The 24,212-nt window shown below is 67.5% G+C and carries 19 protein-coding genes; all 19 read left to right on the top strand.

The features are described from left to right. Positions 1 to 11 precede the first annotated feature (11 nt). A complete protein-coding gene (gene nuoN, locus OCH7691_RS11160) occupies positions 12 to 1,457 on the top strand; it encodes an NADH-quinone oxidoreductase subunit NuoN (RefSeq protein ID WP_085883636.1) in 1,446 nt (481 codons plus the stop codon). Further along, complete coding sequence (locus OCH7691_RS11165; RefSeq protein WP_217807928.1) at positions 1,454 to 2,242, top strand: biotin--[acetyl-CoA-carboxylase] ligase; 789 nt, start codon at positions 1,454 to 1,456, stop codon at positions 2,240 to 2,242. The genes nuoN and OCH7691_RS11165 overlap by 4 nt, the downstream gene beginning before the upstream one ends. Further along, positions 2,242 to 3,018 carry a type III pantothenate kinase gene (locus OCH7691_RS11170; RefSeq protein ID WP_085883637.1) on the top strand — a complete coding sequence of 259 codons (777 nt, stop codon included), beginning with the start codon at positions 2,242 to 2,244 and terminating at the stop codon, positions 3,016 to 3,018. Before OCH7691_RS11165 ends, OCH7691_RS11170 begins: the two co-directional genes overlap by 1 nt. After that, positions 3,018 to 4,745, top strand: coding sequence for a ribonuclease J (locus OCH7691_RS11175; protein WP_176245018.1), 1,728 nt, complete (start codon positions 3,018 to 3,020; stop codon positions 4,743 to 4,745). Before OCH7691_RS11170 ends, OCH7691_RS11175 begins: the two co-directional genes overlap by 1 nt. After that, positions 4,742 to 5,146: a methylmalonyl-CoA epimerase gene (gene mce / locus OCH7691_RS11180; protein WP_085883638.1), complete on the top strand. Its 405-nt coding sequence runs from the start codon at positions 4,742 to 4,744 to the stop codon at positions 5,144 to 5,146. The genes OCH7691_RS11175 and mce overlap by 4 nt, the downstream gene beginning before the upstream one ends. Before the next feature lie 4 nt (positions 5,147 to 5,150). Then, complete coding sequence (locus OCH7691_RS11185) at positions 5,151 to 5,411, top strand: DUF1467 family protein (RefSeq protein ID WP_085883639.1); 261 nt, start codon at positions 5,151 to 5,153, stop codon at positions 5,409 to 5,411. Between the two features lie 61 nt (positions 5,412 to 5,472). After that, positions 5,473 to 5,913, top strand: coding sequence for a hypothetical protein (locus OCH7691_RS11190; RefSeq protein WP_085883640.1), 441 nt, complete (start codon positions 5,473 to 5,475; stop codon positions 5,911 to 5,913). Between the two features lie 10 nt (positions 5,914 to 5,923). Then, positions 5,924 to 7,726, top strand: a complete 1,803-nt coding sequence (locus OCH7691_RS11195; protein ID WP_217807929.1) for an adenylate/guanylate cyclase domain-containing protein — start codon at positions 5,924 to 5,926, stop codon at positions 7,724 to 7,726. A gap of 76 nt (positions 7,727 to 7,802) precedes the next feature. Further along, on the top strand, positions 7,803 to 9,563 hold the full coding sequence (locus tag OCH7691_RS11200; protein WP_085883642.1) for an adenylate/guanylate cyclase domain-containing protein: 1,761 nt from the start codon (positions 7,803 to 7,805) through the stop codon (positions 9,561 to 9,563). A 50-nt stretch (positions 9,564 to 9,613) separates the two neighbouring features. Continuing rightward, positions 9,614 to 11,374 (top strand): adenylate/guanylate cyclase domain-containing protein, encoded by a 1,761-nt coding sequence (locus OCH7691_RS11205; protein ID WP_085883643.1) that lies wholly within the window; start codon positions 9,614 to 9,616, stop codon positions 11,372 to 11,374. A 32-nt stretch (positions 11,375 to 11,406) separates the two neighbouring features. Further along, complete coding sequence (locus tag OCH7691_RS11210; protein ID WP_217807930.1) at positions 11,407 to 12,423, top strand: Ldh family oxidoreductase; 1,017 nt, start codon at positions 11,407 to 11,409, stop codon at positions 12,421 to 12,423. Between the two features lie 98 nt (positions 12,424 to 12,521). Further along, positions 12,522 to 13,835 carry a proline--tRNA ligase gene (gene proS / locus OCH7691_RS11215; RefSeq protein ID WP_085883644.1) on the top strand — a complete coding sequence of 438 codons (1,314 nt, stop codon included), beginning with the start codon at positions 12,522 to 12,524 and terminating at the stop codon, positions 13,833 to 13,835. A 5-nt stretch (positions 13,836 to 13,840) separates the two neighbouring features. After that, positions 13,841 to 15,082 carry a lipoprotein-releasing ABC transporter permease subunit gene (locus OCH7691_RS11220; RefSeq protein WP_085883645.1) on the top strand — a complete coding sequence of 414 codons (1,242 nt, stop codon included), beginning with the start codon at positions 13,841 to 13,843 and terminating at the stop codon, positions 15,080 to 15,082. Then, a complete protein-coding gene (locus OCH7691_RS11225) occupies positions 15,075 to 15,755 on the top strand; it encodes an ABC transporter ATP-binding protein (protein WP_085883646.1) in 681 nt (226 codons plus the stop codon). The genes OCH7691_RS11220 and OCH7691_RS11225 overlap by 8 nt, the downstream gene beginning before the upstream one ends. 154 nt (positions 15,756 to 15,909) lie before the next feature. Then, positions 15,910 to 17,301 carry a circularly permuted type 2 ATP-grasp protein gene (locus tag OCH7691_RS11230; protein ID WP_085884430.1) on the top strand — a complete coding sequence of 464 codons (1,392 nt, stop codon included), beginning with the start codon at positions 15,910 to 15,912 and terminating at the stop codon, positions 17,299 to 17,301. Further along, positions 17,294 to 18,292 (top strand): alpha-E domain-containing protein, encoded by a 999-nt coding sequence (locus tag OCH7691_RS11235; RefSeq protein WP_085883647.1) that lies wholly within the window; start codon positions 17,294 to 17,296, stop codon positions 18,290 to 18,292. The genes OCH7691_RS11230 and OCH7691_RS11235 overlap by 8 nt, the downstream gene beginning before the upstream one ends. A 353-nt stretch (positions 18,293 to 18,645) precedes the next feature. Further along, positions 18,646 to 22,152 (top strand): DNA polymerase III subunit alpha, encoded by a 3,507-nt coding sequence (gene dnaE, locus OCH7691_RS11240; protein WP_085883648.1) that lies wholly within the window; start codon positions 18,646 to 18,648, stop codon positions 22,150 to 22,152. Between the two features lie 206 nt (positions 22,153 to 22,358). Continuing rightward, positions 22,359 to 23,201: a 30S ribosomal protein S2 gene (gene rpsB, locus OCH7691_RS11245; RefSeq protein ID WP_085883649.1), complete on the top strand. Its 843-nt coding sequence runs from the start codon at positions 22,359 to 22,361 to the stop codon at positions 23,199 to 23,201. A gap of 53 nt (positions 23,202 to 23,254) precedes the next feature. Next, positions 23,255 to 24,178, top strand: a complete 924-nt coding sequence (tsf, locus tag OCH7691_RS11250) for a translation elongation factor Ts (RefSeq protein ID WP_085883650.1) — start codon at positions 23,255 to 23,257, stop codon at positions 24,176 to 24,178. Positions 24,179 to 24,212 lie beyond the last annotated feature (34 nt).

The raw sequence follows: 24,212 nt of genomic DNA on the forward strand, positions 1-24,212 counted from the left end.
CAGAGACGATCATGGACACGATCAATTCCCTGAACATCTCGGCCGCGGGCGCGGAGCTCTTCCTCGCCGTCGCGGTGATGGTGCTGCTCATGTTGGGCGCCTTCCGGGGCAATCGCGCGGTCGTCCCGATCTCCTGGCTTTCGGTGCTCTCGCTCGTCTTCGCGGCCTTCCTGGTGATGACCGGGCCGAGCGGGACGACGCTGGCGTTCGGCGACCTCTTCATCACCGACGATTTCGCGCGCTTCGCCAAGGTGTTGTCGCTGCTTGCCGCGGCGACCGCCATCGTGATGTCTATGGACTATATCCAGCGGGAGCGGATGGCCCGCTTCGAGTTCCCGATCCTGATGCTGCTGGCATCGCTCGGCATGCTCGCGATGATCTCGGCCAACGACCTGATCAGCCTCTATCTCGGCATGGAGCTGATGAGCCTGTCGCTTTACGTGACCGCCGCTTTCAAGCGCGATTCCCAGCGTGCGACCGAGGCCGGCCTGAAATATTTCGTGCTGGGCGTGCTGTCGTCGGGCCTGCTGCTCTACGGCTGCTCGTTGATCTACGGCTTCACCGGCAGCACCAATTTCACCGCCATCGCAGAGGTCCTCGAGAAGGGCGTGCAGAACGAGCTTGGCCTGCTGATCGGGCTCGTCTTCCTGATCTCCGGCCTTGCCTTCAAGGTTTCCGCCGTGCCGTTCCACATGTGGACGCCGGACGTCTACGAGGGCGTGCCGACGCCGGTTACCGCATTCTTCGCGGTGGCGCCGAAGGTGGCGGCGATCGCGCTGTTCTTCCGCACCATGCTTTCGCCGTTCGGCGAGGTCGCCGGCGACTGGCAGCAGATCATCATTTTCATCTCGATCGGCTCGATGCTGCTCGGCGCCTTCGCCGCGATCGGCCAGCGCAACATCAAGCGACTGATGGCCTATTCCTCGATCGGCCATATGGGCTATGCGCTGATCGGTCTCGCGGCCGGTACCGCCGAGGGCGTGCAGGGCGTGCTGGTCTACATGACGATCTACGCGGTGATGAATATCGGTGCCTTCGCCTGCATTCTCTCGATGCGCCGGAAGGACGGGATGGTCGAGGGCGTCGCCGATCTGGCCGGCCTCGCCAAGTCCCAGCCGAAGACCGCCTTCGCCTTCGCCGCCTTCCTGTTCTCGCTGGCCGGTATCCCGCCGCTCGCCGGTTTCTTCGGCAAGCTCTACATCTTCCTCGCCGCGGTCAACTCGGGCCTCTATGCCCTGGCGGTGATCGGCGTGGTGACGTCGGTGGTCGGCGCCTTCTACTATCTGAACATCATCAAGGTCATGTATTTCGACGAGCCGAGCGGCCAGTTCGAGTCGATGACGCGCGTGATGGGGCTGATCACCACCGTCGCCGGTGTCCTGACCGTCTTCTACTTCGTCTATCCGGGCCAGCTGGTGGCCGGGGCCGGCACGGCGGCGGCGGCGCTATTCCCGTGACCGCGGGGCCGGACGCGGGTCTGGCGCTCCCGTCCTTCTACGACTGCCGCTATGTGGACGAGGTCGAAAGCACCCAGGACGAGGTCCGCAAGGCTGCCGAGGCCGGCGCTCCCGAGGGGCTGATCGTGCGCGCCGGCAGCCAGCGCGCGGGCGTCGGCCGCCGCGCCCGGAGCTGGACCAGCCCGCCCGGCAATCTCTACTGCTCGCTGCTGCTCCGTCCGGCTGTCGCTCCGCTGGCCGCGGCGCAGCTATCCTTCGCCGTCGCGCTGGCCATAGCCGGGGCGGTCGAGCGCCATCTGCCGGACAGCGTCAGGGTTTCCTGCAAGTGGCCGAACGATGTCCTGGTCGACGGCCGCAAGATCGCCGGCATCCTGCTCGAATCGCGGACCGGGCAGGGCGGCCTCGTCGACTGGCTGATTCCCGGCACCGGTATCAATATCGACAGCCATCCGGACATCGCCGCCAATGTCCTGCCGACCAGCATCCGCGCGGCCGGCGGCGCCGGCACCCCGGCATCGTTGCTGGCGGCCTATGCCGAGGCCCTGCTGCCGCTCTACCGCGGGTTCCTCGCGGACGGTTTCGGGCCACTTCGCGAGGCCTGGCTGAAGCGCGCCGACGGGCTCGGCCAGCCGCTCGTCGCGCGCCTGCCCAACACCTCGATCGAGGGTGTCTTCGAGGATCTCGACGATGCCGGCGGCCTGGTTCTCGGGTGCCCGGGCGGCGTGCGCAGGGTGATCAACGCGGGCGAGGTCTTCCGCCCGGCAATCGCAGAGGGAGAGGCGTGATGCTGCTCGCCATCGACGTCGGCAATACCAACACGACCTTCGCCATCTATGACGGCGAGACGATGCGCGGCGAATGGCGGATCGCCACCTCCGACAAGCGCACGGCGGACGAATATGCCGCCTGGCTGCTCTCGCTGATGCAGCTCTCCCGGCTGAGCTTCGACGACATCGAGGCGGCGATCATCGCCAGCGTGGTGCCGCAGAGCGACTTCAACATGAAGACGCTCTGCCGGCGCTACTTCGAGGTCGATCCGCGGTTCATCGGCGACGAGAATGTCACGACCGGTATTCGCGCCAGGATCGACAACCCGCGCGAGGTCGGGGCCGACCGCATCGTCGATGCCGTGGGCGCGCATGTGAAGTACGGCGGGCCGCTGATCATCATCGATTTCGGTACCGCGACGACGTTCGACGTGATCGACGAGAACGGCGATTTCTGCGGCGGGGTGTTTGCGCCGGGCATCAACCTGAGCCTTCAGGCGCTGCACATGGCGGCGGCCAAGCTGCCCCGGGTCGCCGTCGCCCGGCCCGAGCGGGTGATCGGCCGCAACACCCAGGAATGCATGCAGTCCGGCGTGTTCTGGGGCTATGTCAGCATGATCGAGGGCATCGTCACGCGCATTCGCGAGGAATGGGGCGTGCATATGGGAACGGTCGCCACCGGCGGCCTCGCGCCGCTTTTCGCCGAGGGCACGAACGCCATCGATCGTATCGATCAGGACCTGACGATGAATGGCCTCTTGGAAATCCATCGCCGGAACAGCAATTTACAGTGATGAAGCAAACCAGACCGACCGATGACATCGCCGCCGACGCGCTGCATTTCCTGCCGCTTGGCGGAACCGGCGAGATCGGCATGAATCTCAATCTTTACGGCCTCGACGGCAAATGGCTGATGGTCGATCTCGGCATCAGCTTCGCCGACGAATCGCTGCCGGGCATCGACATCATCATGCCCGATCCGACCTGGATCGAGGATCGCCGCGACGACCTGATCGCGATCGTGCTGACGCATGCGCACGAGGACCACCTCGGCGCGGTCGCCCATCTCTGGCCGGAATTGCGGGTGCCGGTCTACGCGACGCCGTTCGCCGCCGGCGTGCTGCGCCACAAGCTGATCGAGGCCGGGCTGCAGGACGAGGTCGAGGTCCATATCCTCGACGACGACAAGCCGCTCGTCCTCGGGCCGTTCACTATCGGGCTGCTGCCGATCACCCATTCGATCCCGGAAATGCGGTCGCTGGTCATCGACACCCGGTTCGGCCGCGTCGTGCATAGCGGCGACTGGAAGCTCGACCCCGAGCCGCTGGTCGGTCCGGCGACCCGGCCCGAGGACTTCACCGCCGCCGGCGATGCCGGCGTGCTGGCGCTGGTTTGCGATTCGACCAATGTCCTGAAGGCCGGCCGCTCCGGCTCGGAATCCCGGGTGCGCGACCAGCTGATGGAGATTGTCGGCCGCTGCAAGCGCCGGGTCGCGGTGACCACCTTCTCGTCGAACATCGCCCGGGTGCAGACCATCGCCGAGGTCGCTGCCGCGCATGGCCGCGATCTCGTGCTGGTCGGCCGCTCGGTCAACCGCATGGTCTCGGTGGCCCGCGAGTGCGGCTACCTGCCCGGTCTCAGGGCGCCGATCCCGCCCAAGGAGGCGGGATTCCTGCCGCCGGACAAGACGCTGCTGCTCTGCACCGGCTGCCAGGGGGAACCCAACGGGGCGATGGCGCGAATCGCCGCCGGCGAGCATCCGGATATCGGGATCGATGCCGGCGATACGGTGATCTTCTCGTCCAAGGTCATCCCTGGCAACGAGCGGAGCCTGTTCGCGCTCCACAACACGCTGGCCCGGTCCGGCGTCGAGGTGGTCAGCGAACTCGACCATTTCGTCCATGTCTCGGGCCATCCGGCGCGCGACGAACTGACCGACATGTATCGCTGGGTGCGACCGCGCATCGCCGTGCCGGTGCATGGCGAGGCCCGTCATCTCTACGAACATGCCGCGCTTGCCCGTTCGCTCGGGGTGCCGGAAGCGCCGGTGCTCCGGAACGGCGACATCCTGCGGCTGGCACCGGGGCCGGCAACCATCGTCGGCCAGGCCGAGACCGGGCGGCTCGCGCTGTCCGGGTCCGGGCTGGTGCCGGTCGACGGCCTGCTGGTCCGGGAACGGCGCCGGCTGGTGTTCAACGGTGCCGCGACCGCGACGCTCGTCGTCGATCAGGAGGGCAAGCCTATCGCGCCGCTTCGGGTGACCACGATCGGCATCTTCGAGGACGGCACCGAGGACGATATCCTCGAGGATATGGAGGCCGAGCTCGCGCGCGAGCTGCGCGCGCTCCGGACCGCCGAGCGGCGCAGCGACGCGAATCTCACCGAGGCGGTGCGCCGCGCGGTGCGCCGGGTCGTCCGCCGGCTTTCCGGGCATCGCCCGACGACCATCGTCGAGGTCGTCCGCGTCGGCGATAAACCGGCCCGCAAGGGCCGCAAAGTCAGTGAAGTGGAGGCCGCATGATCGGCAAGCTGAACCATGTCGCCATCGCCGTTCCGGACCTGGAAAAGGCGACGGCCGTCTATCGCGACATGCTGGGGGCCCGGGTCTCGAACCCGGTCGACCAGCCCGATCACGGGGTCACCGTGGTCTTCGTCGAACTTCCCAACACGAAGATCGAGCTGCTGCGGCCGCTCGGCGAGGGGTCACCGATCGCCGGTTTCCTGAAGCGCAATCCGGACGGCGGCATGCATCATGTCTGCTACGAGGTCGACGACATTCTCGTTGCCCGTGATCGCATGAAGGCGACCGGCGCGCGGATCCTCGGCGACGGCGAGCCGAAGACCGGCGCCCACGGGAAGCCGGTGCTGTTCCTCCATCCGAAGGACTTCACCGGGACCCTGGTCGAGCTCGAGCAGGTCTGAGCCCGTGTCGCTCGTCGGCGGAATAGTGGTCTTCATCGTCGTCTGGTGGCTGGTGCTGTTCTGCGTCCTGCCGATCGGCATCGTCAGCCAGGACGAGGGCAAGGCCGATTTCGCGCCCGGTACCGACCCGGGAGCGCCTTTGCGCCCGCGCATGGTCAGCAAGGCGCTCGTGACGACCGCCATCGCCATCGTGATCACGGCCGGCATCTGGGCGTACATGCGCTACGATCCGTTCGATATCGCGGCCTGGCTGCACGCGGCCTGAGCCGCCTTGACGAACGCTTAACCGGGCCGCGCTAGCCTCAGCGGATGCGAGGGACAGGCCGATGATCCGGATTGCCGCAAGCGGGCTGGCGCTGCTGGCCGCGACGCCGATCCTGGCCGCGACGCCGACGGCCGCCGTTGCCGGCGAGCTGGTCGTCGAGCGCGGGGTCTGCGAGCGGCTGATCCGCCATGTTGCCGACGCCGATGTCACCTACCGGCCGGGTGTCGGCGTCAGGGGCAGGGCGGTCGCGCCCGCCGATCTCGACGAGCCCCGACGACTGCGCCTGCCCGAGGTGGTGACGCTCGCCATCGATATTCCGCTCCGCGAACTCCTGGCCGATCCGAACCCCCGGCTTGCCGATGTCGAGGTCGCCGTCGGGACCATCGTCTACGATCTCGAAAGCGGCCGGTTCACCTTCGACGACCAGCCGATCGGGGCCGATGGCGAGGTCTATCTGGCCGAGCGGTGCCGTCGCCACGGCCGTCGCGGCGAGCCCGACTGAACGAGACGGCTTGGCGGTATCTGCGGTCGCGGGTCGGCGCTACACTGCCGCCATGTCGCCGCATGTCGCCAGGAAGCTCGCCGCCATTGTCTGTACCGACATCGTCGCCTATTCGCGATTGATGGGGGCCGACGAGGAAGCCACGCTGTCGCGCATGAAGGCCCATCGCCGCGAGCTGTGGGAGCCCGAGATCGCCGGGCACGGCGGGCGGATCGTCGGGTCCGCGGGCGATGCGCTGATGATCGAGTTTGCCAGCGCCGTCTCGGCGGTCGAGTGCGCGCTGGCGATCCAGCAGGGCATGGCGACGCGCGAGGCCGGGCGGCCCGAGACCCTGCAGATGCTGCTCCGCGTCGGCGTCAACATCGGCGAGGTGGTGGTCGACGGCGACGATCTGCTCGGCGACGGCGTGAATGTCGCGGCGCGCCTGCAGACGCTCGCGGCGGTGGGCGGGATCTGCATTTCCGGCAAGGTGCGCGAGGAGATCCAGGGCAAGCTGCCAGCCGGGTTCGCCGATGCCGGCGAGCACGCGGTCAAGAATATCGCCCGTCCGGTCCGGGTCTGGCGCTGGCCGGCGGACGGGCAACTCGCCGATGCCGGGCAGAGCCGCGACGATGACCCGTTGCCTTTGCCCGACAAGCCGTCCATCGCCGTCCTGCCGTTCGACAACCTGTCCGGCGACCCGGAACAGGATTATTTCGCCGACGGCATCTGCGAGGACGTGATCACCGACCTCTCCAAGGTTTCCGGCCTGTTCGTCAGTGCCCGGAACTCCTCCTTCGCCTACCGGGGCAAGAGCCCGGACATACGCCGGGTCTGCCGCGAACTCGGCGTCCGCCATGTGCTGGAGGGCAGCGTGCGGCGCGCCGGCCGTCGGATCCGGATCAATGCCCAGCTGATCGATGGCATCAGTGGCGGCCATCTCTGGGCCGATCGGTTCGACCGTGATCTGGAAGACATCTTCGCCGTCCAGGACGATGTCACCCGGGAGATTGTCGGTGCCCTGCAGGTCGCCCTGACCAAGGATGAACGGACCCGCCGTGCGGCGCGTCGCAAGGTCGATCCGGAAGCCTACGACCTCGCCATACGGGCGCGCAGCCTCATCCACGAATTCTCCGCTGACAGCCTGCAGGAGGCGCGCGGGCTGTTGCTGCGCGCCATGGCCATCGACCCCAACCTGGCGACCGCCTATTCCTGGCTGGCGCTCATTCACTGTGTCGAATACACCAACGGCTGGAACGGGGCCGGCCCGGATTATCTCCGGATCGCGCTTGGCCTGGCCGACCAGGCGTTCGCCGCCGACGAGAACGAGCCCTACGTGCATCATGCCCGGGCACTGATCCACATGTGGCTGCACGATCTGGACGAGGCGGAACGCGCCGCACGGCGGGCAATCGAACTCGATCCGAATTTCGCCGGCGCCTACAGTTCACTCGGTTCCATACTCGATTTCGCCGGTCGCCACGAGGACGCCATCAAGGCGCTGCAGTACGCCCTCCGGCTCGATCCGGGATACGGCATCGCCCGGCAGTTCCTCGGCCGGACGCTGTTCTCGCTACATCGATACGGCGAAGCCGAGGAGATCTATCGTCAACGGCTGGTGACGGCGCCGAACTCGGATCTCGCCCGGTGTTACCTGGCGGCCATCTGCGGTCATCTCGGACGCAGGGAAGAGGCGCGGCGTCTGTGGCGCGAGGTGCAGGCGATCAGCCCGGGATTCGATATAGAGCGGCTGCGCCGGATCATGCCCTACCGGGCTCCGGCAGCCCTGGATCATCTCGAAGAGGGCCTCCGGGCCGCCGGACTGGTCGACTGACAGCCGCCCGGAACGCGGGCATTCCGGACCACGCTTCCCCATATCTGAGATCGCGCGACAGCGCTAAACTCGCGCCATGTCGCCGCATGTCACCAGGAAACTCGCCGCCATTGTCTGCACCGATGTCGTCGCCTATTCGCGGCTGATGGAGGCCGACGAGGACGGCACGCTGTCGCGCATGAAGGCCCATCGCCGGGAGCTGTGGGAGCCCGAGATCGCCGGGCATGGCGGGCGGATCGTCGGATCCGCGGGCGATGCGCTGATGATCGAATTCGCCAGCGCCGTGTCGGCGGTCGAGTGCGCGCTGGCGATCCAGCAGGGCATGGCGGCGCGCGAGGCCGGGCAACCCGGGAATCTCCAGATGCTGCTCCGCATCGGCGTCAACATGGGCGAGGTCGTGGTCGACGGCGGCGACCTGCTGGGCGACGGCGTGAATGTCGCGGCCCGCCTGCAGACCCTGGCGAGGCCCGGCGGGATCTGCATTTCCGGCAAGGTGCGCGACGAGATTCTCGGCAAGCTGCCGGCCGACTTCGCGGACGGCGGCGCGCACGCGGTCAAGAACATCGCCCGTCCGGTCCGGGTCTGGCGCTGGCCGGCAACGGGGCCGGATGCCGAGGCCGACAAGGGTCGCTCCGAGGACTTGTTGCCGCTGCCGGACAAGCCGTCCATCGCCGTCCTGCCATTCGACAACCTGTCCGGCGACCCGGAACAGGACTATTTCGCCGACGGCATCTGCGAGGATGTGATCACCGACCTGTCCAAGGTCTCCGGCTTGTTCGTCACCGCCCGGAACTCCTCCTTCGCGTACAAGGGCAAGAGCCCGGATATCCGCAGGGTCTGCCGCGAACTCGGCGTCCGCCACGTGCTGGAGGGCAGTGTGCGGCGCGCCGGCCGCCGGGTGCGGATCAGTGCCCAACTCATCGACGGCCACACCGGCGGGCATCTCTGGGCCGATCGCTTCGACCGAGACCTGGAAGATATCTTCGCCGTGCAGGACGACGTGACGCGGGAGATCGTCCGCGCGCTGGAGGTCGCCCTGACACGCGACGAAAAAGCCCGCCGCGACAGCCGGCGGAAGGTCGATCCGAAAGCCTACGATCTGGCGATTCGCGCCCGGAGTTCGGTCAACGATCTTACGGCCGAAGGCATGGTCCGGGCGCGACAGGACCTGGAAAGCGCGATCGCCATCGAACCGGACCTGGCGCCGGCCCATGCCTGGCTGGCGCTGGTCACCACCGTCGAATATGCCAACGGCTGGAACGGCGCCGGTCCGGATAATCTGCAGACGGCGCTGCAACTTTGCGCGCGTGCACTGGCGTCCGACGAAAACGAACCGTTCGCCTATCTTGCCCTCGCGCTTACCCGCATGTGGCTTCGCGACCTCGACGCCGCCGAACGGTCGGTCAGGCAGGCGATCGCTCTCGATCCGAATTTCGCGGGCGCCTTCGCCGCCCTCGGTTCGATCCTCGATTTCGCCGGCCGCGCGGACGAGGCGATCGTGTCCCTGCAGACCGCCTTGCGCCTCGATCCCGAGTACGGCGTCGCGGAACAGTTCCTCGGCCGCTGCCTGTTCAACCTCGGACGCTACGACGAGGCCGAGGCGACCTACCGGAAACGGCTGGAAGAGGCGCGGCATTCGGATATCGCGCGGATGTTTCTCGCATCTATTCATGGCCACCAGGGGCGCAACGAGGAAGCGCGGCACCTGTGGCGGGAAATCCACGAGATCAACCCGGGTTTCGATATCGAGCGTCTGCGCCGGATCATGCCCTATCGCGAGCCGGCCGTGTTCGAGCGTCTCTACGCGGGTCTGCGCGCCGCCCGGCTGATCGCCTGACGGCGCGCAAGCCCGTATCTGAGACCGTTCGAGGGCGCTAAACTCCCGCCATGCCGCCGCAAGCGACCAGAAAACTAGCCGCCATCGTCTGTACCGACATCGTCGCCTATTCGCGGCTGATGGAGGCCGACGAGGACGGTACGCTGGAACGCATGAAGGCCCATCGCCGCGAGTTGTGGGAGCCGGAAATCGCCGGCCGCGGCGGACGCATCGTCGGCAGTGCCGGTGACGGGCTGATGATCGAATTCGCGAGCGCGGTGTCGGCGGTCGAATGCGCGCTTGCCATCCAGAAGGCGATGGCGGCGCGCGAGGCCGGGCGCCCGGCCGGACAGCGGATGCTGCTCCGCGTCGGCGTCAACATCGGCGAGGTGATGGTCGACGGAAGCGACCTGCTCGGCGACGGGGTGAACATCGCCGCGCGCCTGCAGGCGCTCGCAACGCCGGGCGGGATCTGCATTTCCGGCAAGGTGCACGACGAGATCCGCGGCGCACTGGCCGCGGACTTCACCCACGGCGGCGAGCACGCGGTCAAGAATATTGCCCGCGCCGTCCGGGTCTGGCGCTGGCCGGCGGACGGGCTGCCGAACGGGGCCGCGGGGGCGAACGGCGATGCCGGGCCGCCGTTGCCGGACAAGCCGTCGATCGCGGTGCTGCCGTTCGAGAACATGTCGGGCGATCCCGAGCAGGACTATTTCGCCGACGGCATCTGCGAGGACGTGATCACCGACCTGTCGAAGGTCTCCGGCCTGTTCGTCACCGCCCGCCATTCGTCCTTTGCCTACAAGGGCCGGAATCCGGATATCCGGGTGGTCTGCCGCGAGCTCGGGATCCGCTACGTGCTGGAAGGCAGCGTCCGCCGCGCCGGTCGCCGCGTGCGCATCAACGCGCAGCTTATCGACGGCCTGACCGGCGGCCATGTCTGGGCCGATCGTTTCGACCGGGATCTGGAGGATATCTTCGCTGCCCAGGACGACGTCACCCGCGCCATCGTGCGCGCGCTGGAGGTCGTCATGACGCGCGACGAGAAGGCGCGCCGTGCGGCACGCGGCAAGATCGATCCGGCGGCCTACGATCTCTATATTCGCGGCCGCGGCGCGATCGCGCGGATCACGGCCGAAAGCATGGCGGAAGCGCGCGGCTACCTGGCCCGGGCCATCGAGATCGACCCGGGCCAGGCCCGGTTCCACGCCTGGATGGCGGGCTGTCATTGCATCGAATTCGCCAATGGCTGGAACGGCGACAGCAAGGAGCATCTCGCGGCGGCGCGGGCATTGGCGGACAGGGCGCTCGCCATCGATGCCAACGAACCGGCGGCCTACCAGGCGCTTGCGCTTGTCGATCTGCGGGAGGGCGACCTGGAGCAGGCACGGCGCAACGCCGAGCTTTCCCTCGAACGCGATCCCAACTCCGCCGTGGGCTTCGCGTCTCTCGGCAATGTCTACGATTTCCTCGGCCGGCACGAGGAGGCGGTCGCCGCCCTGCAGCAGGCGGTGCGGCTCGATCCCGAATTCAGCATCACGCAACAGTTCCTCGGCCGCGCGCTGTTTTCGCTAGGGCGCTACGAGGCGGCCGAGACGGCTTACATGAAGCGCCTCGAGAAGGCGCCCAACTCGGACTTTTCCCGGTTGTTCCTGGCCGCCATATACGGCCATGGCGGCCGGTTCGAGGAGGCCCGGCGGCTCTGGCAGTCGGTGCGCGAGATCAATCCCGATTTCGATCTCGCGCGGCTCAGGCACATTCTTCCCTATCGCGATCCCGCGCGACTGGAGCATCTCCTGGACGGCCTGCGCGCCGCCCGGCTGATAGAATGACGCCGGCGGGCGATCCGTGCAGGAGGGAGTGCATGACGATGGTAAGGCTCACCCTCGCCGAGATCGAGGCGGCGGCCAACGCCGCGCTGAGCGCCCATGGCGCCTCGGCGGCGCAGGCCGCTGCGCTGGCACGCGCGATCACGGCGGCGCAGGCGACCGGGGCGACGACGCTCGGGCTCGGCCATCTCTTCGACGATTGCGCGGCCCTCGACGCCGGGCGGGCGAACGGGCTGGCCGACCCGGTGGTCGACGCGGGGGCGGCGGCCGTGATCCGTGTCGATGCCCGTGGCGGCTTTCCGCAGCTCGGCGTCGAACGTGGCTGGCCGGGCCTGGTCGCGGCGACGCGGAATGCCGGCGTCGGCATCCTCGCGCTCCGGAACGGCTATACCTCGGGCGCGATCGGCTATTTCGCCCGGCGGCTGGCGGTCGAGGAGGGCGTCGCGGCGATTGTCGCGGCCAATGCCGGCCCGGCGGTGATGGCCGCGTCGGGCGGGCGGACGCCGGTGTTCTGCACCAACCCGCTGGCCTTCGCGATGCCCCTGCCCGATGGGCCGCCGCTGGTCATCGACCAGTCGTCGAGCGCGGCCGCCTTTGTCCGCATCCGCGAGGCGGCCGAGGCGGGGACGCCGATCCCGGAAGGCTGGGCGCTTGACGCGGAAGGGCGACCGACGACCGATGGGGCGGCGGCGCTGGCAGGGACGCTGCTGCCGTTCGGCGGCGCGCGGGGCGCCAACATCGCGCTCATGGTCGAGATGATGGCGGTCGGTCTGACCGGGGGAAACTGGTCGCGCGAGGCGCCGCCCTTCAACCGTGGCGACCGCTCGCCGGGCGTCGGGCTGTTCATCCTGGCGATCGATCCGGCGGCGAGCGGCGGGGCGGACGTCGCCGGCCGCCTGTCGGGCTTCCTTGACGCGCTCCGGGACGAACCCGATATCCATCTGCCGGGTATCGGCAAGGGTCTCCGGGCGGAGGCGGCCGCCGCCGACGGGGTCGCGGTCGACGCGGCGCTGTGGGCCCGCGTTCTGGCGCTTGCCGAGGTGGTGGACTGAGCGGCCGGGCGGCCGCGGCGGGCGTTGCATGTTGCCCGCCGCTTGCCTACAAGAGCGGGGCGGCCTGTTGCCGCGAATGGTCAAGGATCGAGAGAAGCATGCGCCTGTCCCGCTATTTTCTGCCGACGCTCAAAGAAGACCCGAAGGAAGCGCAGATCGTCTCGCATCGGCTGATGCTGCGTGCCGGAATGATCCGCCAGTCGAGCGCCGGAATCTATTCCTGGCTGCCGATGGGCTACAACGTGCTGCGCAAGATCGAGGCGATCGTCCGCGAGGAGCAGAATCTCGCCGGCGCCCAGGAACTGCTGATGCCGACGATCCAGCCGGCCGACCTGTGGCGGGAATCCGGCCGCTACGACGACTACGGCAAGGAGATGCTCCGGATCCGCGATCGTCACGACCGCGACATGCTGTACGGCCCGACCAACGAGGAGCAGATCACCGAGATCGCCCGGGCGTCTGTTCGCAGCTACCGCGATGTGCCGAAGCTGCTCTATCACATCCAGTGGAAATTCCGTGACGAGGTCCGGCCGCGCTTCGGCGTGATGCGGGGCCGCGAGTTCCTGATGAAGGACGCCTATTCCTTCGACATCGACAAGGCGGGCGCGGTGCATTCCTACAACCGGATGTTCGTCTCCTACCTCAGGACCTACAGCCGGCTCGGCCTGCGCGCGATCCCGCTGGCCGCGGACACCGGACCGATCGGCGGCGATCTCAGTCACGAGTTCGTCATCCTGGCCGATACCGGTGAATCGGAGGTCTTCTGCCACAAGGACCTGCTGACCTTCGATCCGCTCGCCGGCGACATCGATTTCGAGGGCGACCTGCAGCCGATCGTCGACCACTGGACGTCGCTTTACGCCACCTCGGACGACAAGCATGTCCCGGCCGACTGCCCGGTGCCGGAAGGCGACCTGGTGCAGCGCCGCGGCATCGAGGTCGGCCATATCTTCTATTTCGGCAGCAAGTATTCGAAGCCGATGAACGCCACCGTGCAGAACCAGGACGGCGAGATCGTGCCGCTGGAAATGGGCTCCTACGGGATCGGCGTCTCGCGCCTGGTCGGCGCGATCATCGAGGCCTGCCACGACGAGGCCGGCATCGTCTGGCCCGAGGCGGTTGCCCCGTTCCGGGTCGGCCTGATCAACCTGAAGGTCCAGGATGCGGAAGTCTCGGCTGCCTGCGAGGATTTCTACGGCAAGCTCCGCAAGGCCGGCGTCGAGGTGCTTTACGACGATACCGACGAACGGGCCGGCGCCAAGTTCGCGACCATGGACCTGATCGGCCTGCCCTGGCAGGTGACGATCGGCCCGCGCGGCCTGAAGAACGGCATCGTCGAGGTCAAGAACCGGAAGAGCGGCGCCAAGGAGGAACTGAGCCTTGATGCCGCGCTGAACCGGTTCGCCGGCTGACGGGCGTGTTCTCCGCCCTCGAATGGACGATCGCCGCCCGCTATCTGCGGGCGAGGCGGGAAGAAGGCTTCATCTCGGTGATCGCCGGCTTCTCCTTCCTCGGCATCATGCTCGGCGTCGCCACGCTGATCATCGTGATGTCGGTGATGAACGGCTTCCGGGCGGAACTGCTCGATCGTATCCTCGGCCTGAACGGCCATCTGACCGTGCAGGCCGGCGACCGGCCGCTCGACGATTACGAAGCGCTGTCCGCCCGGATCCTGGCGATCGACGGCATCCGCCGGGTGACGCCGATCCTCGAGGGCCAGGTGCTCGTGACCCATGCCGGCCGCTCCAGCGGGGCACTCCTGCGCGGCATCCGGGCCGACGACCTCGCCGCGCTCGACATCCGCTTCAGCGGCCTGCGCGACGGTCTCGAGGATTTCCAGGGCAACGACGCGGTGATCCTCGGCTACCGGCTCGCCCGCCAGCTCGGACTCAGGGTCGGCGAGCGCGTCAACCTGGTCTCCCCGCAGGGCTCGGCGACGGCCTTCGGCGTCGTCCCCAGGGCGCGTGCCTATACCATCGTCGGCACCTTCAACGCCGAGATGTACGAGTATGACTCCGGCTATCTGTTCATGCCGCTGGACGCCGCCCAGGCCTATCTGAAATCGCCCGGCGCCGTCGGCGCGCTGGAAATCATGGCCGACGACGGCGACCGGGCGCTGTCGCTCAAGCTGCCGGTTCTCGAACTGATCGGCGGCGGCCGCTATCTCTACGACTGGATGCAGTCGCGGGCGGCGCTGTTCAACGCGCTGGCGGTCGAACGCAACGTCATGTTCCTGATCCTGACGCTGATCATCGTCGTCGCCGCCTTCAACATGATCTCGAGCCTGATCATGCTGGTGAAGGACAAGGGCAGGGGAATCGCCATCCTCCGCACCATGGGGGCGACACGCGGCATGGTGCTGCGCGTGTTCCTGATCGCCGGCTCCTCCGTCGGCGCCGTCGGCACGCTCGCCGGCTTCCTGCTCGGGCTCGGCTTCTGCGACAATATCGACACCATAAAGGGCTGGATCGAGCAGCTGACCGGGGCCAACCTGTTCGCCGCCGAGCTCTATTTCCTGTCGCACCTGCCGGCCAAGATCGATCCGCTCGAGGTCGCGCTGGTGGTCGCGATGGCGCTCTCGCTGTCCTTCCTGGCGACGCTCTACCCGGCCTGGCGGGCGGCCCGTCTCAACCCGGTCGAGGCGCTGCGTTATGAGTGAGCCCGCGATCGAGCTTCGCCACGTCGTCCGCACCTATCGCCGCGGCGCCTCGCCGGTGCCGGTGCTGAAGGATGTCGACCTCGCCCTGGCGCCGGGCGAAATGGTCGCCCTGCTCGGCCCGTCTGGCTCGGGCAAGTCGACGCTGCTCCACCTTGCCGGGCTGCTTGAACCGCCCGACGGCGGCGAGGTGCTGCTCGGTGGCGAGGCCTGCGGTCATCTCGACGACGGCCGGCGGAGCGCCCTGCGGCGCAGTTCGCTCGGCTTCGTCTACCAGTTCCATCATCTGCTGCCGGAATTCTCGGCGCTGGAGAACGTCATGATTCCGCAGCGCCTGGCCGGGACCGCCAAGGCCGAGGCCCGCGACCGCGCCGAGACGCTGCTGCGCAGCCTCGGGCTCGGCGAGCGACTCGACCATCGCCCGGCCCGGATGTCCGGCGGCGAACAGCAGCGGGTTGCCATCGCGCGCGCGATCGCCAATCGGCCGCGCGTCCTGCTGGCCGACGAGCCGACCGGCAATCTCGACCATTCGACCGCGGAAACCGTGTTCGAGGCGCTCGTTGCGCTGGCCCGCGACAGCGGCGTCGCGGCGCTGGTGGCAACCCACAATGTCGAGCTTGCCCGCCGCATGGATCGGATCGTCACGCTGGAAGACGGGCGGATCGTCCCCGTCTGAACGCGCCCGTCCCGCGGGAACCCAATGGACAGCGGAAGCGTCTTCTGTCCATGATGAGGTTCCGGGACGGAAAGGGGACGACGTGTCGACAGACGCCGGTACGGACCTGACGGATATCTTCGAGGACTACAGCGCGGCCGGGTATTACTGCGAGATGCTCGGCAACGGCGGTGCTCCGGCCCGCCACACCGAGGGCCTCCGCCGCCAGCTCTCCGAACTCGGCATCGCCGAACTGCGCCGCCGGGCGGCGATGGCGGAGCGCGAACTCTACAATCTCGGCATTACCTTCACGCTCTACTCGAACGGCAGCACGATCGACCGGATCCTGCCCTTCGACGTGATACCCCGGGTCCTGTCGAAGGACGACTGGGACATCATCAACCGGGGCGTCCGCCAGCGCGTCGCGGCGATCAACCTGTTCCTGCATGACATCTATCACGAGCAGAAGATCTTCAAGAACGGCATCATCCCGGCCGGCCTGGTGCTCGGCAACTCGAACTACCGTCCGGAGATGCAGGGCGTCGACCTGCCCAGGGGCACCTACGTGCAGATCTGCGGCATCGACATCGTGCGCGACGAGGCCGGCAACTTCCTGGTCCTCGAGGACAATGCGCGGACCCCGTCGGGCGTCTCCTACGTGGTCGAGAACCGCCATCTGATGCTGCGCGCCTTCCCCGACCTGATGGCCGGGATGCGGGTCCGCCCGGTCAGCAACTACGGCGTCCGCCTGCTCGACGCGATGGCCGAGGTGGCGCCCGCCGGGGTGAGCGATCCGCAGGTCGCGCTGCTTTCGCCCGGGGTCTTCAACTCGGCCTATTTCGAGCATGTCTTCCTGGCCCGCGAAATGGGCGTGCCGCTGGTCTCCGGCGAGGACCTGTTCGTCGACGACGACGACCGGGTGTTCATGCGCACGACCGTCGGCCCGGCTCCGGTGCATGTCATCTATCGCCGCATCAACGACGATTTCCTCGACCCGGAGGCGTTCCGCAAGGACAGCATGCTCGGCGTGCCGGGGCTGGTCCGGGCGGTCCGGCGCGGCACCGTCACGCTCGCCAACGCGATCGGCACCGGCGTCGCCGACGACAAGGCGGTCTATGCCTACATGCCGAGGATCATCCGCTACTACCTCGACGAGGACGCGATCCTGCAGAACGTGCCGACCCATATCTGCGGCGAGAAGGAGGGACTCGACCACACGCTCGCCCACATGGCGGATCTCGTGGTCAAGCCGGTCGGCGAGGCGGGCGGATACGGCGTCGTCGTCTGCCCCCATTCGACGGCGGCCGAGATCGAGGCCTGCCGCAAGCAGGTGCTCGCCGATCCCGCCAACTACATCAGCCAGCCGATGATCAACCTGTCGGTTTCGCCGACCCTTGTCGGCAGCGGCATCGAGCCGCGCCACGTCGACCTGCGTCCGTTCGCGATCACCGGTGACAGCACCTGGGTGCTGCCGGGCGGCCTCACCCGCGTCGCCCTGCCGAAGGGCTCGCTGATCGTCAACTCGTCGCAGGGCGGCGGATCGAAGGATACCTGGGTCCTTGACTAAGCTGCTCGCCCGTTTCGCGGAAAGCGCGCTCTGGATCGCCCGCTACATGGAGCGCGCGGAAAATCTCGCCCGCCTGCTCGACGTCAACGAGATGTTCTCCCAGGACCGCCACGATCTCGAGGAATGGCTGCCGATCGTCACCATCAACGCGGACGACGAACGTTTCCATGCGAGTTATCCGGCGCCGACCGTCGAGGATGTGATCAATTTCTACATTCTCGACGACGAGAACCCGACGTCGATCAAGTCGGCGGTCCGTTCGGCGCGCGAGAATGCACGGATGATCCGGCACCTCATCAGCACCGAGATGTGGACCCAGCTCAACATGTTCCACAACCGGCTGGCGACGATGAACCGGGGCGAGATACGGCTCGCCAACCTCTCGCCGATCTGCATGGAGATCAAGGAGACCTGCCAGACCCATGCCGGCATCATCTCCGGCACGCTCTACCGGGACGAGGTCTGGTGTTTCTACCAGATTGGCAAGTACCTGGAACGCGCCGACCAGACGACGCGGCTGCTCGACATCAAGTTCCAGCATGCCGCCCGGCCGAGCGACGATATCGAGGCGATGACCGATGCCGGGCTGTGGAACGCGCTGCTGCGCTCGGTCGCCGGCTACCACGCCTTCCGCCGTGAACATCCGCGCGGCTTCAAGCCGGAGATGGTCGCCGGCTTCCTGATCAACGACGACGGCTTCCCGCGCTCGGTCGCGGTCTGCCTCGACGAGCTGAAGCGTCTCTTCGGCGAGCTCGCGGCGGAGCAGGGGCGCCCGGTCCCGGCGACCATCACCGGGCTCCACGCCGCACTGCACGACGCCGCCGCGGCGCTGCCGCTCGACAAGGCCCGCGATGGCGACCTGCACGACTATCTCGACGGCCTGCAGGGGCGCTTCATCGATCTCTACGGCCGTCTCGCGGAACATTATTTTTCCGGCGATGTCCCGCCGCCCGGGGAAACCCGCCCGACCCAGACCCAGACGCAAGGCTGAGCGCCACTTTCCGCCGGTCCATGCGGCGCGGCGCGTGCCGGCGGGCATGCCGTTCTGCGGGCTTGACAAGAAAAGAACAAAACAGGAACATTTGGCCGGACAGAAACCCGAGGAGGCACCCATGTTCGAAACCCAGAAACTGCTGCGCCAGGGCATCGAGGCTGTTGTCATGCTGGCCGCGCTCTACGCCATCTTCACCTGGGCGACACTGATCGACGGGCTGATCGGCTGACGCCGGCCGTCGCGCCCGGCGCGGCGACGCCGGGCGACCGCACCGCGACGATCGACCGACAATGAGGAAATGATCCGAACGACTGGGACGACGGCTGTTCCCGAAGCCGTCGCATGCGATAATGGGCCGAGTGAAGGAAGAACTTGGAGCAGAGCCCTTGTCGCACGCGGGTTTCGTGCATTTGCGCGTCCACACAGCCTACTCCCTTTCCGAGGGGGCGATTCGCGTGAAGGAGCTCGCGGCGCTCTGCCGCGACGGACGGATGCCGGCGGTGGCGATCACCGACAGCTCCAACCTGTTCGGCGCGATGGAATTCTCCGAGGCGATGGCTAAGGCAGGGGTGCAGCCGATCATCGGCTGCCAGCTCGCGCTGCGCAGCCGGAACGCGGAACCGCAGGGACGTAGCCATCGCCATCGCGACCTGCCGACCATCGTTCTCCTGGCCCAGGACGAGACCGGATACGCCAACCTCCTGAAACTCTCGACCAAGGCCTTCCTGGAAACCGAGCCGACCGAGCTGCCGCAGGTCGACTTCGCCGATATCGTCGACCGTGGCGACGGCCTCATCTGCCTGACGGGCGGCGCCAACGGCCCGCTCGGGCATCTGCTCGCCGACAACAAGGACGGGCCTGCGCGGCAATTCCTGGAGCGCATGGCGGCGGCCTTCCCGGACCGTCTCTATGTCGAGATCCAGCGCCACGGCATGCCGGAGGAGATGGCGGTCGAGGAGCGCATGCTCGAACTCGCCTTCGATACCGGGCTGCCGCTGGTCGCCACCAACGAATGCTATTTCACCCGAGCGAACATGTACGAGGCGCACGACGCGCTGCGCTGCATCGCCGGCGGCACCTATGTCGGCGTGAGCGAGCGCGACCGTCTGACCCCGGAACATTATTTCAAGTCGGCCGACGAGATGGCGGCGCTCTTCGACGACCTGCCGGAAGCGATCGAGAACAGTCTCGTGATCGCCCGGCGCTGCGCCGTCGCCGCGCCGAAGCGGTCGCCGATCCTGCCGAATTTCACCGACGACGGCTCGGACGAGGGGCTGGAGCTCGAGAACCAGGCCCGCCGCGGCCTGGAAGGCCGCCTCCGGGAGGCGGTCTTCACCGACGACATGGACGCGGCGGCACGCGAGGCCGCGGCCGTGCCCTATTGGGAGCGCTTCGATTACGAGCTCGGCATCATCCGCCAGATGGGCTTCTCGGGTTATTTCCTGATCGTTTCCGACTTCATCAAGTGGGCGAAGGCCCATGGCATCCCGGTCGGGCCGGGACGCGGCTCCGGCGCCGGCTCGGTGATCGCCTGGTCGCTCACTATCACCGATCTCGACCCGCTCCGCTTCGGCCTGCTGTTCGAACGCTTCCTCAATCCCGAGCGGATCTCGATGCCTGACTTCGACATCGACTTCTGCCAGGACCGGCGCGACGAGGTGATCGACTACGTCCAGCAGAAATACGGGCGCGGCAACGTTGCCCAGATCATCACCTTCGGGAAGCTGCAGGCCCGGGCGGCGCTGCGCGACGTCGGGCGGGTGCTGGAACTGGGCTTCGGCCGGGTCGACCGGATCTGCAAGATGGTGCCGAACAATCCCGCCAACCCGGTCACGCTCGCCGAGGCGCTCGAGATCGAGCCCCGGCTCAAGGAGGAGAAGCGGAACGACGAGGGCGTCGCCCGCCTGATCGAGACGGCGCAGAAGCTGGAGGGTCTTTACCGGCACGCCTCGACGCACGCCGCCGGCGTGGTGATCGGCGACCGGCCGCTCGAGGAACTGGTGCCGCTCTACCGCGACCCGCGCTCCGACATGCCGGTGACCCAGTTCTCGATGAAATATGCCGAGGCGGCCGGGCTGGTGAAGTTCGACTTTCTCGGCCTGAAGACGCTGACGGTCCTCGACCGGGCGCGCAAGCTGCTCGAGCAGCGCGAGATAAAGGTCGACCTGGCGGCCCTGCCGCTCGACGACAAGGCGACCTACGCCATGCTCGGCCGCGGCGAGACGGTCGGCGTGTTCCAGCTTGAAAGTTCGGGCATGCGCGACGTGCTTCGGCAGATGCGGCCGGACGTCTTCGAGGAGATCATCGCCCTTGTCGCGCTCTACCGTCCCGGGCCGATGGACAACATCCCGAAATACATCGCCTGCAAGTTCGGCCAGGAGCAGCCGGACTACCTGCACCCCTGGCTGGAGAAGCTTCTGAAGGAGACCTACGGGGTCATCATCTACCAGGAGCAGGTGCTGGAGATCGCCAAGATCCTCGCCGGATACAGCCTTGGCGAGGCCGATATCCTGCGCAAGGCGATGGGCAAGAAGATCAAGGAGGAGATGGACGCCCAGCGCGAGCGCTTCGTCTCGGGCGCGGCCGGGAAGGGCGTGCCGAAGCAGCAGGCCTCGAGCATCTTCGACCAGGTGGCGAAGTTCGCCGGTTACGGCTTCAACAAGGCGCACAGCGCCTGCTACGCGCTCATCGCCTACCAGACCGCCTGGCTCAAGGCCAACTACCCGGTCGAGTTCATGGCCGCCTCGATGAGCCTCGACCTCAACAATACCGACAAGCTCAACATCTTCCGCCAGGAGCTCGATCGTTCCGGCATCGAGGTCCGCTCGCCGGACATCAACCGCTCCGGCGTCGAGTTCTCGGTGGAGTTCGAGGGCGAGACCGGCGCCGTCCGCTATGCCCTCGCGGCGATCAAGAATGTCGGGCGGGAGGCGATGGCGCAGATCGTCGCCGAACGGGAGCGGGGCGGGCCGTTCCGTTCGATCGCCGACTTCGCGAGCCGGGTCGATCCGGGTGTGATCAACAAGCGCCAGCTCGAGAACCTGATCCGCGCCGGCGCCTTTGACGGGCTGAACGCCAACCGCACCCAGCTGCTCGCCGGCGCCGACCTGATCCTGCGCCATGCGGGCAGCTGCGCCTCCGAACGCGCGGCCGGCCAGACCAGCCTGTTCGGCGGTGGCCCGGCCGAGGAAAGCCAGGCGCTCCGCCTGCCGGACGTGCCGCCGGCGTCGGCCGTCGACCAGCTGCGCGACGAGTTCGACGCCGTCGGCTTCTATCTCTCGGCGCATCCGCTCGACGCCTATGCGGAAACGCTGGCCAAGCTCGGCACGGTCAGTGCCGCGGCGCTGCCCGCGGTACTGCGGCGGGGCGAGGCGAGCTGCCGGATCGCCGGGGCCATCCTGGGCAAGCAGGAGCGACGCTCGGCGCGCGGCACGCCGTTCGCCTTCGTCCAGCTCTCCGATCCGACCGGCGCCTACGAGGTCACGGTCTTTTCCGAGGTTCTCGAGGAGGCCCGCGAGATCATGGAAGTCGGCCAGAGCGTGGTCCTTCACGTCGACGGCAAGTCCGATGGCGAGCAGATCCGGCTGACCGCGACCCGGATCCAGACGCTCGACGGCGCGGCCGCCCAGGCGGGCGGCGATGTCGCGCTCTACCTGGCCAATACCGATCCGCTGCCGGCGATCGCCCGGCTGCTCCAGGACACGGGCGGCGGCCGCAACCGCGTCTTCATGGTTCTCGACCTGCCCGAGGACGGCACCGAGGTCCGGATCAAGCTGCCGCAGCCCTACGCGATCTCGCCGCAGATCCGACAGGCCCTGAAGACCTTTCCCGGCGTTCGCGACCTGCGCGAGGCCTGAACGCCAATAGCGCGGAAAAGCACCGGGAATGGCGGAATATTCCCGCTTTTTCCTTGCATCCCGGGCCGGTCGCCGCTACAAGCCCGCAATTCACCAAATCCTCACGCGGGATCTTGGGCTCGGGGTATTCCCGGTCCTTCCGGTGTTCGATCCTGGATCGGACTCTTTTCCCGCGGCGGCTTAACCGGAAAAAGGAATTGCGAGCCATGGCTCTGCCAACCTTCACGATGCGCCAGCTCCTCGAAGCAGGCGTCCATTTCGGCCATCAGAAGCACCGTTGGAACCCGAAGATGGGTCCCTACCTGTTTGGTGTCCGCAACAATATCCATGTCATCGATCTGCAGCAGACCGTGCCGATGCTCTACGCGGCGCTGCAGACGATTCGCGACGTCGTCGCCGGCGGCGGCCGGGTGCTGTTCGTCGGCACCAAGCGCCAGGCCTCGGACACGATCGCGGAATCGGCGCGCAAGTGCGCCCAGTTCTACGTCAACCATCGCTGGCTCGGCGGCATGCTGACCAACTGGAAGACGATGTCGAATTCCATCAAGCGCCTGCGCGCGCTCGAGGAGGAACTCGGCGAGGAGAGCCGCGGCCGCACCAAGAAGGAGCTGCTGCAGCTGACCCGCGAACGCGAGAAGCTCGAGCGCTCGCTCGGCGGCATCAAGGAGATGGGCGGTCTTCCCGACCTGCTGGTCGTCATCGACACCAACAAGGAAGAGATCGCGATCCAGGAAGCTGTCAAGCTCGGTATCCCGATCGTCGCCATCCTCGACAGCAACTCGGACCCGAAGGGCATCACCTACCCGGTGCCGGGCAACGATGACGCGCTGCGGGCGATCTCGCTCTATTGCGAGCTCTTCACCGGCGCCGTGATCGACGGCATCTCGCGCGAGATGGAGGCGACCGGCGCCGATCTGGGCGAGTCGGAAGATCCGACCCTGGAAGATGTCGTCGAGGAAGCCGTGGCCGAGACGCCGGCAGAGGCAGCACCTGAGGCGGTGCCGGAGACTGCGCCCGAGGCGGCGCCGGAAGCCGCGCCGAAGGCCTGAGGCCCCGGCAACGCCACACCGCTACAAGGCAACTAGAGGCCAGAGGAAAGACAATGGCAGAAATCACAGCCGCGCTTGTCAAGGAGCTCCGCACCCGAAGCGGTGCCGGCATGATGGATTGCAAGAAAGCGCTCGTCGAGAATGACGGCGATCTCGAGGCGGCGATCGACTGGCTGCGCACCAAGGGCCTGGCAACCGCGGCCAAGAAGGCCGGCCGTGTCGCTGCCGAGGGCCTGGTCGGGGTCGCCACCGGCCCGACCGCCGCGGCGGTCGTCGAGATCAATTCGGAGACCGACTTCGTCGCCCGTAACGAGGCCTTCCAGACGCTCGTTTCGACGGTCGCCGAGATCGCGCTCAGCAATGCCGGCGACCACGACCGGACCATGGCCGCGGCCTATCCGGGCACCGGCCGCACGGTCGCCGAGGAAGTCACCAACGCGATCGCCAAGATCGGCGAGAACATGAACTTCCGCCGCAGCACCCAGATCGCCGTCAGCGACGGCGTCGTATCCGCCTATGTCCACAGCGCCGCGGCGCCGGGACTGGGCAAGATCGGCGTGCTCGTCGGCCTCGAAAGCAGCGGCGACAAGGCCAAGCTGGCGGAACTCGGCAAGGGCATCGCGATGCATATCGCGGCGACCAATCCGCAGTCCGTCTCGACCGCCGACCTGGACCAGACGCTGGTCGAGCGCGAGCGCGCCGTGCTTTCCGAGCAGGCCCGCGACAGCGGCAAGCCGGAGGAGATCATCGCCAAGATGGTCGAGGGCCGGCTCCGCAAGTTCTACGAGGAAGTCGTTCTCACCGAGCAGACCTATGTCATCGACGGCGAGACGCGAATCGCCAAGGTCGTCGAGCAGGCCGCCAAGGACCTGGGCACCCCGGTGAAGATCGCCGGTTTCGCCCGTTTCGCGGTCGGCGAGGGCATCGAGAAGGATGAAGGCGACTTCGCCGCCGAGGTCGCGGCCGTGGCCGGCTGAGCCCGATTCCCGTGCTTGTCTGACAGGACGGCGG

This window comes from Oceanibacterium hippocampi, from assembly GCF_900172325.1.
GTDB lineage: Bacteria > Pseudomonadota > Alphaproteobacteria > Sneathiellales > Sneathiellaceae > Oceanibacterium > Oceanibacterium hippocampi.